This is a genomic window from Domibacillus iocasae (assembly GCF_001750285.1).
Taxonomy (GTDB): Bacteria; Bacillota; Bacilli; order Bacillales; family Domibacillaceae; genus Domibacillus; species Domibacillus iocasae.
Genome location: NZ_MAMP01000002.1, coordinates 88,024 through 100,801, shown reverse-complemented (window position 1 = coordinate 100,801; position 12,778 = coordinate 88,024). Strand labels below are relative to the sequence as shown.

General features: G+C 42.3%; 14 protein-coding genes. 7 read left to right on the top strand and 7 right to left on the bottom strand.

Annotated elements, in window-relative coordinates:
• Positions 1–49 precede the first annotated feature (49 nt).
• Positions 50–898 carry an STAS domain-containing protein gene (locus BA724_RS01775; protein ID WP_069936991.1) on the bottom strand — a complete coding sequence of 283 codons (849 nt, stop codon included), beginning with the start codon at positions 896–898 and terminating at the stop codon, positions 50–52.
• Between the two features lie 184 nt (positions 899–1,082).
• Here BA724_RS01775 and BA724_RS01770 point away from each other — a divergent pair, with 184 nt between their 5' ends.
• Both BA724_RS01770 and BA724_RS01765 read left to right on the top strand, forming a co-directional pair.
• Positions 1,083–2,669, top strand: coding sequence for an ATP-binding protein (locus tag BA724_RS01770; RefSeq protein WP_069936990.1), 1,587 nt, complete (start codon positions 1,083–1,085; stop codon positions 2,667–2,669).
• A 24-nt stretch (positions 2,670–2,693) separates the two neighbouring features.
• On the top strand, positions 2,694–3,389 hold the full coding sequence (locus BA724_RS01765) for a response regulator (protein WP_342669981.1): 696 nt from the start codon (positions 2,694–2,696) through the stop codon (positions 3,387–3,389).
• A 228-nt stretch (positions 3,390–3,617) separates the two neighbouring features.
• Here the strand turns inward: BA724_RS01765 and BA724_RS01760 are convergent, their stop codons facing one another.
• Positions 3,618–4,406 carry a class I SAM-dependent methyltransferase gene (locus tag BA724_RS01760; RefSeq protein ID WP_245676115.1) on the bottom strand — a complete coding sequence of 263 codons (789 nt, stop codon included), beginning with the start codon at positions 4,404–4,406 and terminating at the stop codon, positions 3,618–3,620.
• A gap of 29 nt (positions 4,407–4,435) precedes the next feature.
• Positions 4,436–5,476, bottom strand: a complete 1,041-nt coding sequence (locus tag BA724_RS01755) for a Bug family tripartite tricarboxylate transporter substrate binding protein (RefSeq protein ID WP_069936989.1) — start codon at positions 5,474–5,476, stop codon at positions 4,436–4,438.
• Positions 5,477–5,742: 266 nt separating this feature from the next.
• On the opposite strand from BA724_RS01755, the gene BA724_RS01750 reads away from it, so the two are divergent.
• Genes BA724_RS01750 through BA724_RS01740 form a run of 3 tightly spaced genes read left to right on the top strand, consistent with a single transcriptional unit; the run spans position 5,743 to position 7,996 of the window.
• The gene (locus BA724_RS01750; protein WP_069936988.1) at positions 5,743–6,189 is read left to right on the top strand and encodes a tripartite tricarboxylate transporter TctB family protein; all 447 of its coding nucleotides are present in this window, start codon (positions 5,743–5,745) and stop codon (positions 6,187–6,189) included.
• A gap of 20 nt (positions 6,190–6,209) precedes the next feature.
• Complete coding sequence (locus BA724_RS01745; protein WP_069936987.1) at positions 6,210–7,736, top strand: tripartite tricarboxylate transporter permease; 1,527 nt, start codon at positions 6,210–6,212, stop codon at positions 7,734–7,736.
• A gap of 11 nt (positions 7,737–7,747) precedes the next feature.
• Complete coding sequence (locus BA724_RS01740; protein ID WP_069936986.1) at positions 7,748–7,996, top strand: HPr family phosphocarrier protein; 249 nt, start codon at positions 7,748–7,750, stop codon at positions 7,994–7,996.
• A 223-nt stretch (positions 7,997–8,219) separates the two neighbouring features.
• Here BA724_RS01740 and BA724_RS01735 read toward each other — a convergent pair whose 3' ends face one another.
• Positions 8,220–9,362 carry a zinc-dependent alcohol dehydrogenase gene (locus BA724_RS01735; protein WP_069936985.1) on the bottom strand — a complete coding sequence of 381 codons (1,143 nt, stop codon included), beginning with the start codon at positions 9,360–9,362 and terminating at the stop codon, positions 8,220–8,222.
• Positions 9,363–9,543: 181 nt separating this feature from the next.
• Between BA724_RS01735 and BA724_RS01730 the strand changes: the two genes are divergently transcribed.
• Together BA724_RS01730 and BA724_RS01725 are read left to right on the top strand one after the other, a co-directional pair.
• A complete protein-coding gene (locus tag BA724_RS01730; protein ID WP_069936984.1) occupies positions 9,544–10,023 on the top strand; it encodes a DinB family protein in 480 nt (159 codons plus the stop codon).
• 228 nt (positions 10,024–10,251) lie between these two features.
• The gene (locus BA724_RS01725; RefSeq protein WP_083256005.1) at positions 10,252–10,995 is read left to right on the top strand and encodes a YqcI/YcgG family protein; all 744 of its coding nucleotides are present in this window, start codon (positions 10,252–10,254) and stop codon (positions 10,993–10,995) included.
• Between the two features lie 45 nt (positions 10,996–11,040).
• Here BA724_RS01725 and hxlB read toward each other — a convergent pair whose 3' ends face one another.
• From hxlB to BA724_RS01710, 3 genes are all read right to left on the bottom strand, one after another.
• Positions 11,041–11,586, bottom strand: a complete 546-nt coding sequence (hxlB, locus tag BA724_RS01720; RefSeq protein WP_069936982.1) for a 6-phospho-3-hexuloisomerase — start codon at positions 11,584–11,586, stop codon at positions 11,041–11,043.
• A complete protein-coding gene (hxlA, locus tag BA724_RS01715; protein WP_069936981.1) occupies positions 11,586–12,227 on the bottom strand; it encodes a 3-hexulose-6-phosphate synthase in 642 nt (213 codons plus the stop codon). Before hxlA ends, hxlB begins: the two co-directional genes overlap by 1 nt.
• Positions 12,228–12,395: 168 nt before the next feature.
• Positions 12,396–12,770 (bottom strand): winged helix-turn-helix transcriptional regulator, encoded by a 375-nt coding sequence (locus BA724_RS01710; RefSeq protein ID WP_069936980.1) that lies wholly within the window; start codon positions 12,768–12,770, stop codon positions 12,396–12,398.
• Between the last annotated feature and the right edge of the window lie 8 nt (positions 12,771–12,778).

The following is a 12,778-nucleotide window of genomic DNA, read 5'->3' as shown; positions in this document are numbered from 1 at the left end:
TAACAGGCCAGCACACAAGATGGATCATAAGCTTTTAGAACATCTCCTATTAGTATGAGAATAAGTGTGAGGCTTGCTGTAAATCTTTTAAAGCGGTCTCCAAATTTGCTTTTACATCCATTTCACCAATATTAATACCGATTGTGACCATCGTTTGAGCCACTTCCGGCCGAATCCCGATTAACGATGCTTCTACCCCAAGCAGGGACAATGCGTTAATGATCTTAAAGATTTGGTCTGCTACCATTGTATCGACGGTGACAACGCCTGACAAATCAAGAAGCAAATGAGAAAGATGAAATTGAGCTGCTTTTTGAAGCACTTCTTCCATTAAAAATTTCGCACGCTCCGTATTCATGCTCCCGATCAAAGGAAGGACCGCTACACCTTTTGTAATCGGAACAACCGGAACAGATAATTCCAACAAGGCCTGATTCGAATCCTCAAGGGTTTTTTGGTGATACTGTACATATGAAAGGCTGAACGCATAAACAGCTTCATCCAGAAGTGGATCGATCATGGCGATAGCATCGAAGATGGAATCGATCGACATTTGTTTTTCTTTTGCTTTAGCCTTTAAGGTATCCAATATAAGGGCCCGGAACATGCCTGTGCCTCGAAGTGCTTCATCCATCGACGCCCCCATGCTGCAGGCAATTTCGCCTGTGTTTCTTCCCCAATTATTGAATGTTTTAACAGCGGATGCTTTTTCAGGCTGCGCCACTAAAACATCGCCAAACATTTGAATGAAATGAATGCTGTATTCAAGAGATTGCTTCGTCTCTGTCTGCTCTTCATTAATCACATCTGTTTGATGCTGTTTTTTATAAACGATCCTCGCAATTTGCTCTTTTTGCTCAATCAGTTCTTCTCCAAGAACACGAATTTCATCGTTCACGGCACTTTCCTCCAGAAGTAAAATAGTTATAGGCACAAATATACACAATGTTTACCCTGTTTTTTTAAAAAATAAACAATTAATTTTTATGAATAAAATGAACATAATATTGACAATAAACGAAGGATAGCAGATTAATAGAAGAAACAAGAAAGGCATTGGAAGCCGGAAAGAAGGAAGATGGATGGCGACTTTTTTAAAAAAACCAAAGCTTCTTACTCAAATGATCGTTTTGATTTCAATAGTCGTTTGCTTAACGGTTATTTTTGTAAGCGCTATCTCATTGACGATGATTAATGATCTAACAGGTGAAGCACTGGGTAATCAGGCTATGACAGTGGCAAAGATGGCTGCTCAAAAAGATGCGATTATTGAAGCGTTTGATGAACCCGAACCATCCATTCATATCCAGCCGATCGCGGAAGAAATAAGAAAATTAACGGGTGCGGGTTATGTCGTGATCGGAAACATGGAAAACGTCCGTTATTCTCATCACATCGAAAGAAATATCGGGAAAACGATGGGAACAAGCAGTAGTCTGGCTATAGAAAAAGGAAAATCCGTTATTTATGAGGGTACCGGGATATCGGGTTCAGCTATTAAAGCAAAAACACCTATTTACAATGAAGACGGAGAAATAATTGGTGTTTCATCTGTCGGTTTTCTAACAACAGAAGCTGAGAAAAGAATGGACGAGTATCAATTTAAGCTTTTTGTTTTCGCTTTGTTTATTAGCCTCCTTGGTATAACGGGCGCCATTATTATTGCGAAGCGTGTAAAGAAATTGATTTTTGACCTTGAACCGGAAGAAATTTCATTTTTATTTAAGGAAAAAGAAGCGACGCTTGAATCGATTCGAGACGCGATTATTGCTGTGAACAACGATCATAAGGTGACATCGATGAATAAAAGAGCGAGGAAATTACTTCAGGGTCAGATTGAATTAGATGGAAGAGTATTGAATTCCCGCCTGGTTGATATGGTGAAATATATTATCGAACGAAGAGAAAGTGTCGTGCATCAACGGTTTCTATTTGGACATCACCTTTACATAGTAGACGGTTCTCCTATTTGGCAGAACAATACAACAATAGGCGCAGTTTTAACGATCCGTCCTGTTTCTGAAATTGAAAAAATGGAAGAAGAGATGTCGGCTGTTAAAAGCATTACGGATAATATTCGAGCACAAAACCATGAATATTTAAATAAACTAAATACAATATATGGGCTGATGGTTTTGGAGCAATATGATGAAGCGAGGGCCTTTATTTCAGGTGAAGTGAAGGAACGGCAGGATATGGTTGTCTTTTTAACTTCTTCGGTAAAAGATCCGTATATTGCTGCGTGTCTGCTTGGTAAAATTCATCGTTCAAAAGAATTAAAAGTGCAGCTCAACATTGATGAAAACAGCAATCTGTTTTGTATACCGCCTTCTTTTGATACGAAACTGTTTGTGACCGTTTTGGGCAATATCATTGATAATGCCATGGAAGCAGCAAGCCGTTTTAAAGGTGAAGAAGCAACTGTAAATGTTTCGTTTACTGACTTTGGCCATGAACTTATTTTTGATATCGAAGACAACGGTCCTGGTATTCCGCCAGAACAGCAGGAGGAAATTTTTACAGAAGGATTTACGACGAAGGATGGGGAAAATCATGGAATCGGGCTGGCAATTGTAAAAAATACACTACAGAAATTAAAAGGGGACATTTACATTTCTGAAGGACACTGTAATGGTGCTCAATTTACGATTACCATTCCAAAACTGTAAAACAAAAAAGGGGGCGTACATATCGTGAAACTCATAAACGTAATGATTATTGAGGATGATGAAACAACGATCAATATTTATAAAAAGTTTGTGCAAAAAGTGGATGGATTTCATATTATCGCATCTGCAAGTACCGGGAAGCAGGCGCTGGACTTATTGAATGTGTTTACCCCGGATCTTATTTTGCTTGATGTGTATTTGCCGGATATAAAAGGAACCGATTTGCTGTGGGAGATTCGAAAAGAAGTCCGGAGTGTTGATGTTATCATGATTACGGCAGCAAATGATGTACATACAGTCAGTGAGGCCATACGTGGCGGCGCCTTCAGTTACATGATGAAGCCGATTATGATTAATCAATTTTTATCTACGCTGGAACAATATAAAAAGACGCGGGATAAGCTGTCCCATTCAGCTGTCATGGAGCAAGGGGACGTCAATCGTTTTTTTGGCATTAAAAACTCCAGCAGCGGCGCGAATCATTTAGAACAGCCGGAAGAATTACCAAAAGGGATTGATAAACATACGTTGAAAAAAGTTCGTACACAAATGAAAAAAATGACAGGCAACATTAATGCGGAAGAAACGGCGAAAGCGATTGGTGCGAGTAACTCGACCGTCAGGCGGTATTTGGAGTACCTTGTTGCACGAGAAGAGGCAGAAGTAGACATCATTTACGGAACGATCGGCCGGCCGGAGCGAAGGTATCGAAATAAATAATGAGAGTGCCTCTAATTCCGTTCGTCACTTTACAAGTGATAACGCCGATTTATTTTGGCTAGCGCCGGAAAACATTTTTCCGGCGTTAGCCGCAGTGATTCCATCGGTATTAGAAATATTCCGGTATCAGCACTTACTATTTAAGCTTTAGTATAATGATGCAGGGGTTAACAAAAAAGTTGTTCCTAAAAGCCAATCTTCCTGGCTTTTGGCATAGTCCTGCTTGAATTATTTTTTTGCTTTTTGGCTCATGGCCATCCACTCATCAATCGTAAAAGACTGAATTTCTTTTTTTTCTGCTTGAATAGAAAAATAGCTGGAAATTGATAGATCAGCAGAAAGAAGGTGAGCATCGACTTCCTGAATTTGTTCAGGAGAAGAAGTGGTACGGCGCACCCATTCTGGATAGCCGAGTGTTTTTTTGCGAATTTCTTCCTTCACGACAGAAACGCCTGATTCACCAAGCCATTTTTTCCATTCTGAAACCGTGTAGCTGCGCACGTGACTATGATCCCGCAATGATTCAAGGCGGTTGACAAAAGAGTCCAAAACGTTATCCTCGGGAGCAATATTATCAATAAGGATAAACTGGCCGCCGGGCTTTAATACGCGTACGACTTCCTGCACAAACGCTTCTGGATTTGGAAAGTGATGGGCGGCAATTCGGCACGTAACGGCATCAAATGTATCCGGCAAAAAAGGAAGATTCTCTGCATCCGCTGCCACATAAAAAATGTTGTCGGCAGATTGATTCAAGTGCCGTTTTGCCGCTGCCAGCATTTCCACTGTTAAATCTGTTGCAAAAATATGAGCAGCATGAGGGGCCAGCGCTTTTGCTGTGTGGCCTCCTCCAGTTGCAATATCTAACACGACAGAATCCGGCTTGAGCTGCAGCCATTCGGTAAGGATAGCGAGATCTTTCCCTGTAGAATGCGTACGGCTAGTCACATATTGTTCAGCTGATTGGCCGAATTGTTTTTTTACTTTTTGTTTTGCTTCTTCCAACGGTCCTTTCAAAACAGATCCCCCTCTTAAGCGAGTTGAGTTTATTTTTGCATGTTAAGCGACTCTAAAATCTCCTGTACTAACACTTCCTGTTCAGCTAAGAAATCAGTGAATTCCTCAGAATTTTTATATCCGTCTTCCCAGCCGTTTGTCTGAAGGACTTCCTGCCATTCCGGTGTTTCGACCATTTCTGAAAGTGTTTTGTTCCAGTATTCAACTGCATATTCTGGCATTTCTTTTGGACCGAAAAGACCTCGCCAAATCGTGAACTCCGCATCAATTCCTGCTTCTTTATATGTTGGAATGGCTTCATATGTGCCTTTTAGTCTCTCAGGAGAAGATACGCCAAGCACACGGATTTTTCCTGCTTTTAAATATTCACCAGTGCCGGATATGTCTGTTGCAAGTACGTCAGCATTGCCACCGATCAGCGCGGTCATGGCTTCGCCGCCGCCATCATAAGAAAGATATTTGATTTTAGCTGCGTCAACGCCTGCTTTTACCGCAGGAAGCATAGCGACTAAATGATCCTGCGAGCCGGGAGATGAGCCGCCGGCCAATGTCAGGCTGTCCGGATTCGCTTTCAAATCATTGAATAATGAGGCTAAGTCTTTATACTTCGAGTCAGCTGGAACGACAATTGCGCCATAATCTTTTGTCAGCTGGGCGATCGGCGTTAAATCATTATAAGAATGCGGGCTGTTTCCTTCTTTTTTCAAATTATTAATAAGAAGCGGAACAGATGGGAGGAACAAGCGGTACGGGTCTGCCGGGTCCTGGCTGATAAAGTCGGCCAGACCCACTGCCTGACCGCCACCTGGCTTATTTTCAACCGTCATGGACTGTTCATTTAAACCAGTGTCGCTTAATACTTTCGTCAATGCCCGGGCGGTTGTATCGAGACCGCCGCCTGCTCCTGATGGCGCGTTAATCACGATTGGCTTCTCTGGATAAGCAGCTCCTTCTTCACTGCTGCCTCCGGACGAAGATGTAGTCGATTCACTGCATGCTGCTAAGCTGAGCGCAAGTACACCAGCTGTGAACAAGCTTCCCCATTTTTTTACGTTAAATGCTGTTTTCATTGTTTTACCCCCCCTTAAAATTGATAACGCTTTCATAAATGCATCGTACCATTGTCGTTTTAGTACGAACAGTTTGCCATCATTCATCTCATAAAAGTCATTAAAAGAAGTTAAGATCATTTTTTCCATGCTGGTTTGTTCTTTCGTAGAAAATATGATCGTTATTCAAGTTATGGATAAAAGCTTCTATCAAATCTTTTTTACTGGTACGTTTAGAAAGCGGTTACATTATAAAAGGATTTTTGGTGAAAGTGGAGGTGGATGAAATGAGTAAAACGTTTGACCGTTATGCAAGTATCGTCTTTATATTAATAGGAGTTCTTTTTATGGTAGAAAGCCGAAAAATAGCCGCCAGCTCCTATGGAAGCAACGTAGGACCTGACATCTTTCCAATTGGACTTGGCCTTTTATTGATTTTGTTAAGCATTAAACTTTTTATTGAAACAACAAAAATGAAAAAAGAAGAAGCAAAAGGAGAAAAGCCGGATTACAAACGGTTTTTAACCATTTTTGCGGCGGCGGTTCTTTACGTAGTGCTGCTGGAGCCGCTTGGATACGTGATCACGACATTTCTTTTTTTAGTCGTCGGGTTTCAGGTTTTGGAAAAAGGCCGCTGGCTGAAAACGATTTTAATTGCAGCAGGTTTTTCGTTTGGTGTTTATTATCTTTTTGTTCATGTGTTACAAGGGTCGCTGCCTGGTTTTCCAATTTAAATAAAAGGAGGTGCTGAGAAATGGATACATTACAGTTTTTAATGAATGGTTTCGGCATCGCGATGCAGTGGCAGAATTTATTGTTTGCTTTTTTCGGCGTGCTGATCGGCACGGCAGTAGGTGTATTACCTGGTATTGGTCCGATGAGCGGGGTGGCACTGCTTATCCCGATTACCGCGACATTGACGTCAGGGCTTGATCCGCAAAGTGCGGCGGCCAGTTCGATAATCCTGCTCGCCGGCGTTTATTACGGCGCGATGTATGGAGGATCGACAACATCGATTTTATTAAATACACCAGGTGAATCATCTTCTGTCGTGACTGCACTGGATGGCTATCAGATGGCGAGACAAGGAAGAGCAGGAGCAGCGTTATCAATTTCTGCCATCGGTTCGTTCGTGGCAGGGATTGTATCGCTTCTTGGTTTGACATTACTGGCTAAACCACTCTCGGAATTAGCTCTATCCTTTGGACCGGCTGAATATTTTTCATTAATGCTTCTTGGTTTGTGCGCGGTCAGCGGTTTAGCAGGAAGCTCGATTACAAAAGCATTGATCATGACGGTAGCTGGGCTGCTTTTGGCCACCATTGGTATGGATAATGTCTCAGGTGTTTCCCGGTTTACGTACAACAATGCGTATTTGTATTCGGGCCTTGAGTTTTTAACGATCGCAGTTGGTCTCTTTGCACTTGGTGAAGTATTCCGGACCATATTGGACCGGGACAAAGAGAATGGAAATATTACCAAGGTTGGACGTATTTTACCGACAAAGCAGGATATGAAAGAAAGCACCGCACCAATCGTCCGCGGTTCGCTTCTTGGCTTTTTTATCGGTGTACTTCCAGGAGCCGGTGCCACACTTGCTTCTTTTTTCTCTTATATTGCCGAAAAGAAAATAAGCAAACATCCCGAGAAATTCGGCCACGGTGCCATTGCGGGAGTAGCCGCGCCGGAATCGGCCAACAATGGTGCATCAGGAGGGGCCATGATTCCGCTTTTGACAATGGGAATCCCAGGTTCCGGAACGACCGCTATTTTGATGGGCGCACTCATTATGTATAACGTACAGCCAGGTCCGCTTTTGTTTGAAGACAATCCGGAAGTAGCGTGGGGACTGATTGCGAGTATGTTTATTGGGAATGTGATGCTGCTTGTGCTGAATATGCCGCTTGTAAAAGTATTTGCGAAAGTTATTGAAACGCCGGCTAAATATTTGCTGCCGATTATTATCGCGATTTCAATATTTGGCGTATATGCTGTTCAATTTAATACATTTGACTTAACGCTGCTACTCATTTGCGGACTGTTCGGCTATTTTTTGACGAAAAACGATTATCCCGTTGCGCCGCTTGTTTTAGCTCTTGTGCTCGGACCGATGATCGAAAACAATATGCGCCGTGCGCTGACATCTTCAAACGGAGACTTTTCGGTATTCGTCACAAGTCCCGTTTCATTGCTTTTCCTTGTCATTGGCGCTCTCTGGATCAGCGTTCCGCTCATCATGAAAATGCGCGGCCGTTCAGTCATTATTAATGAAGAAGATTAAGGAGAGAAGAAATGGAACTCGGACCTACGTTTGCCCGTTTTGTGGTTGAATTAAATAAAACTGCTCAGCCGTTTCAATCCAGCATTGTGTTGAAAACAGACCATCGCAGCATCGATGTGAAAAGTATTTTAGGATTAACGCACTCCATTCTTACATCCGAAAAATTTCAGCTTGAAATTCACGGATCGGATGAAGAAAAAGCGAAGGAAGAAATGGTTCAAGTATTTCGGGACTTTCATATTCCGGTGGAAGTAAATTAGCATAAAAAAGGCTGACTCCATTTTCAAGTCAGCCTTTTTAGTCGTTCAACAAAATTATAGAACAAAACAATATTTCAAAAAAAAATCCCGGTTTCTTCCACAATAAAAGCAGGTTGATTTAAAAACAAAAAATCGTGATTGTAGAAGATGATCCGAAAATTGCCCTTCTGCAGCAATCCTATAACTAATACAAGCCGCCCTTTAAAGGGCGGCTTGTATATGCTTATGGCTTCAAGACCACTTTAATGCATTCATCCGCATGATCGTTGAACGTTTGATACGCTTCTGCAGCCTGTTCAAGCGGTATTTTATGCGTCACAATTTCTGTTGGATCAAACTCTCCTGCAGTAATTTTCTTAAACAGCTCCGGCATGTAGTGAATAACTGGTGCCTGGCCCATTTTAACCGTAATGTTCCGTTCAAACAAGTTACCAAGAGGGAACATGTTATACATCGATCCGTAAACGCCGGTCAATTGAATCGTACCGAATTTGCGCACGGATTTAATAGCGATTTGGATCGCGCTTAACGTACCGCCCTGCAATTTCAGTTTTTGCTCAATCGCTTCAACCGGCGACTTTTTACCATCCATGCCGACACAGTCAATGACAACATCAGCGCCGCCGTTTGTAATCTCTTTTAAATGGTCGCCCATGTTTTTGTAATCCGAGAAGTTAAAGGTTTCAACATTGTTCATCTGCTTCGCGTGCGCAAGGCGGTATGGCACGTGATCAACCGCGATGACCCGTTTGGCGCCTTTCATCCAGGCGAATTTCTGCGTCATTAAGCCGATCGGCCCGCAGCCAAGCACGATCACAGTATCACCAGCTTTCACACCGGAATTTTCAATGCTCCAGTAAGCAGTTGGCAGAACGTCGGACATAAACAGAAGGGCTTCATCTTCGAGCTCGCATGACTCAGGAATAACGAAAGGCATGAAGTTTCCATACGGTACACGTAAAAACTCCGCCTGGCCGCCCGGAAAGTTTCCATATCGTTCTGTAAAGCCGAAATAGCCGCCTGTATCAATATGAGGATTTGCGTTCGAATTGTCGCATTGGCTTTCCAGATCATTTTCACAGTAGAAGCAGTGGCCACAGGAAACATTAAACGGCAAAACGACGCGGTCGCCTTTTTTCACTTTTGTCACGTCAGGCCCCACCTCTTCTACAATTCCCATAGGCTCATGCCCAATTACGTAGTCTTCTTCTGCCGGCGGCAATGCTCCCTGATAAATATGTAAATCGGATCCGCAAATTGCCGTGGACGTAATTCGAACAATAATATCTTCCCGTTTTTGAATGGTCGGATCAGCTACATCTTTCACTTTCATGTTTTTGACACCTTGATATGTGACTGCTCTCATGAAAAAGAACCTCCTGTGTTTTTGGAATAGTCTTCTTTTACCCAGGAAATAAAAACATTATTCTGAAAAAGAGTAGTCTTTTTACTCATTTTCAATTACATTATCTTTTTCGCCTGCTATAGTGAAAAAAAAAAGAAAGTTTTTTTAGCGAAAGTATTAAAATGGAGAGGAGAAGAAAAAAATGAAAAACCTGCACCATTACCATATGTGGGCGAACGAACGAATGCTCGATCATATCTCTCAATTTCCTGATGTATTTAAAAAGCCGTCTGCTGGTCCTTTTTCAATGATTGCACGAACATTTGGCCATATATACGATGTAGACCAACTTTGGTTTGCCCGTATGAAGGGAACAAGTTTATTGGCAGTAGGGGAAACGGAATTTTCTAATGTGCAGGAAGCAAAAGAAGCGTTTGCTGCTTTGTATAAGAAAATGAGCCAGTTTTTAGCGCTTGAAACAGATGGGGATAGAATGATTTTCTATGAAAATACGGAAGGAACGTCATTTCAAAACACATTGTCCGACCTGGTGACACACGTTGTGAATCACGGGACATCTCACCGGGGCAATGTCGTGGTTATGCTGAGAGAAGCGGGATACAGAAGCTGTCCGACCGATTACATTTATTTTTTGCGCGACATAGAAAAAAGCAGAGCCTGATTGGGTCAGGCTCTGCTTTTTTAGCGTCGGTTTTTAAAATTTTTCAGTAATGTGTAAGCAGCGAATACAATAACGATGCCAATGATAATAAATAATAATCCTCTCATACAGACACATCCTTTCAGCAGACAGATACACTTTATGTATCCTTTTTTGTCATCATTCAAACATGATAGCGTTTTAAAGCAGCTTGAAAGGGTAAGAAAAGAGAAAGTAAGTCTAACGACAATGACTGGAGGCGGAACCTTGCTGAAAACCCGAACGGCTTTATTGACGAAAGAGGATATGGAAACATGTGAAGATCTGCCTTTATGGTTGAAGAACGAATACGCAACATTCCACCGAACGGTGATGGATCCCACGTTTCCTTGTTATTTCGGCATGAATGGTGAGCGAAAAGGCGAATTGAGGTATGGATATATTACACAAAAGGATTGGTCGAAGTTACCTGAAATTGTTGGTTCATTTCTCGAACTGTTTAAAGAACCTCCATTTGTTCGCCACGGTTTATTTTTATTCGTCGAGCCTTTTGAACAAGAAGGGGAGCTTGAACAGTACAGGGAACAATTTTGGTCCATTCTTCAATATTTACATGAACAGGATGATCAGGAGTGGCCTGCTGAAAGTCCAAAAGATCCGGATCATTACCTGTGGGATTTTCATTTCCATGGCGAGCCAATCTTTGTTTTTGGAAATACTCCGGCTTATAAACAACGGAAAACAAGGGATTTAGGCAATGCAATGGTACTTGGTTTTCAGCCGCGGAAAATTTTCAAAGGATTGACTGGAACGGAGCCTGGCGGAGTTATGTCGCGTGAAAAAGTGCGCGAACGGGTTGAAAAATGGGACCAGCTTCCGAAACATCCGGACATTAGCCACTTTGGTGATCCGACTCATAATGAATGGAAGCAGTTTTTCATCGGGGATGACAGCGAACCGATTTTAGGAAAATGTCCATTTCAACATAAATAATGAAGAAGAGGACTGCCGGATTATCAGGCAGTCCTCTTTTTGGATCTATTCTAAATTTGCATGGCGTCCGTACATATTGCCTGAGTCCATTCCGCGTTTCTCCATGATCTCTAAAATCAGCGAATCATAAAATAACAACAGAATTTGTTCAAACAAAGAACCCATTGGCTGGATCGATTTATTGCTTGTGTCGGCTTTCGTCTGGGCCGGAATCTCAATGACGATGTCAGCAAGCCGGCCGATCGATGAATTCGGCACAATCGTAATGGCTGCTACTGATGCGCCGATCGATTTAGCTTTCTCCGCCATTGCGACAAGGCTTTTTGTTTCACCGGAACCAGAGCCAACGATAAATAAATCGCCTTCTTCTACATTCGGTGTTATGGTTTCGCCAACGACGTACGGGTCTAAGCCGACGTGCATCATGCGCATCGCAAATGATTTTGCCATGAACCCGGAGCGCCCTGCGCCGGCAACGAATATTTTTTTCGCTTCGAGAATGCCATTCACAAGCTGTACAGCGTCCTCATCACGGATCAGGTCAGCTGTTGTTTGAATCTCTTGTAAAATGCGTTCCAGTTGCTTTGTCATTAAGCGTGAACCGCTTCTTTGATTAATTTTTGCATTTCTGCCGCTGCCGCTTTTTTATCGTCTTTGCTTGTGATGCCGCCGCCAACGATAACGAGGTCTGGCTGTTCTTTAATCACTTCAGGAAGTGTCTCAAGCTTGATTCCGCCAGCGATAGCTGTTTTTGCGTTTTTCACAACGCTTTTAATTGTGTGCAGGTCTTCAAATGAGTTTTGGCCAACTGCCTGCAAATCGTAGCCAGTATGCACGCAAATGTAGTCAACGCCAAGTGCGTCAAGTTCTTGCGCACGTGTTTTAATGTCTTTAACCGCAATCATATCAACAAGAATTTGTTTGCCTTGTTTTTTCGCTTCTTCTACTGCGCCTTTAATGGATGCATCTTCTGCTTGGCCAAGAATTGTAACGATATCAGCGCCGGCCGCTGCCGCTTGTGATACTTCATAGCCTGCCGCGTCCATAATTTTAAGATCCGCAAGAACTTCTAAGTTCGGGAACGCTTCTTTCATTGCTTTTACTGCGTGAAGGCCTTCGTTAATAACAACCGGTGTACCGATTTCCACAACATCGATGTGCTCCTGTACTTCTTTCACAAGCTCAATACCTTCTGGAATGTTTACTAAGTCAAGTGCTAATTGTAATTTCATGTTTGTCTCTCCTTTTTGTTTGGTCTCCTGTTCATTGTAAAACATTGTCGAAAAAAAAAGAAGTACGCACTTTAAAAACATATAGTGATAAAAAGTATACTGTATAGAAGCCGAGGGGATTTCAAAAAGAAAAACCCGCAGAGTATATTCTGCGGGTTTTTCCGTAACTTATTCATCAGCCCCTGTTTTCAAGTCAGGCTCTTCCCAGTTTTCTTCAACGAACACTTTATAATTTTTTCCCCAGTCGTACATGGACTTAAGGATTGGCATTAATGTTTTCCCCTGCTCTGTTAGAGAATATTCCACTTTTGGAGGAACAACCGGATAGACTTCACGGTGAACAATAAAGTCCGATTCCAGTTCGCGAAGCTGATTGACTAGCATCCGCTGTGTGATGCCTGGCATGAGTGATTTCAATTCATTAAAGCGTTTTGTGCCTTCGTTCCCTAAATGCCACAAAATCAGCATTTTCCATTTGCCGCCGATTACAGCAAGCGTTAATTCTTTTTCACAATTAAATTCCTTTGCGCAAACATGTCCCATATTACCGC

Excerpts from the sequence above, each read along its gene's own strand:
- BA724_RS01770 (WP_069936990.1), top strand. The coding sequence starts at position 1,083 with ATGGCGACTTTTTTAAAAAAACCAAAGCTTCTTACTCAAATGATCGTT.
- BA724_RS01755 (WP_069936989.1), bottom strand. The coding sequence starts at position 5,476 with ATGAAAACAGCATTTAACGTAAAAAAATGGGGAAGCTTGTTCACAGCT.
- BA724_RS01750 (WP_069936988.1), top strand. The coding sequence starts at position 5,743 with ATGAGTAAAACGTTTGACCGTTATGCAAGTATCGTCTTTATATTAATA.
- BA724_RS01745 (WP_069936987.1), top strand. The coding sequence starts at position 6,210 with ATGGATACATTACAGTTTTTAATGAATGGTTTCGGCATCGCGATGCAG.
- BA724_RS01740 (WP_069936986.1), top strand. The coding sequence starts at position 7,748 with ATGGAACTCGGACCTACGTTTGCCCGTTTTGTGGTTGAATTAAATAAA.
- BA724_RS01735 (WP_069936985.1), bottom strand. The coding sequence starts at position 9,362 with ATGAGAGCAGTCACATATCAAGGTGTCAAAAACATGAAAGTGAAAGAT.
- BA724_RS01730 (WP_069936984.1), top strand. The coding sequence starts at position 9,544 with ATGAAAAACCTGCACCATTACCATATGTGGGCGAACGAACGAATGCTC.
- BA724_RS01725 (WP_083256005.1), top strand. The coding sequence starts at position 10,252 with ATGACTGGAGGCGGAACCTTGCTGAAAACCCGAACGGCTTTATTGACG.
- hxlB (WP_069936982.1), bottom strand. The coding sequence starts at position 11,586 with ATGACAAAGCAACTGGAACGCATTTTACAAGAGATTCAAACAACAGCT.
- hxlA (WP_069936981.1), bottom strand. The coding sequence starts at position 12,227 with ATGAAATTACAATTAGCACTTGACTTAGTAAACATTCCAGAAGGTATT.
- BA724_RS01710 (WP_069936980.1), bottom strand. The coding sequence starts at position 12,770 with ATGGGACATGTTTGCGCAAAGGAATTTAATTGTGAAAAAGAATTAACG.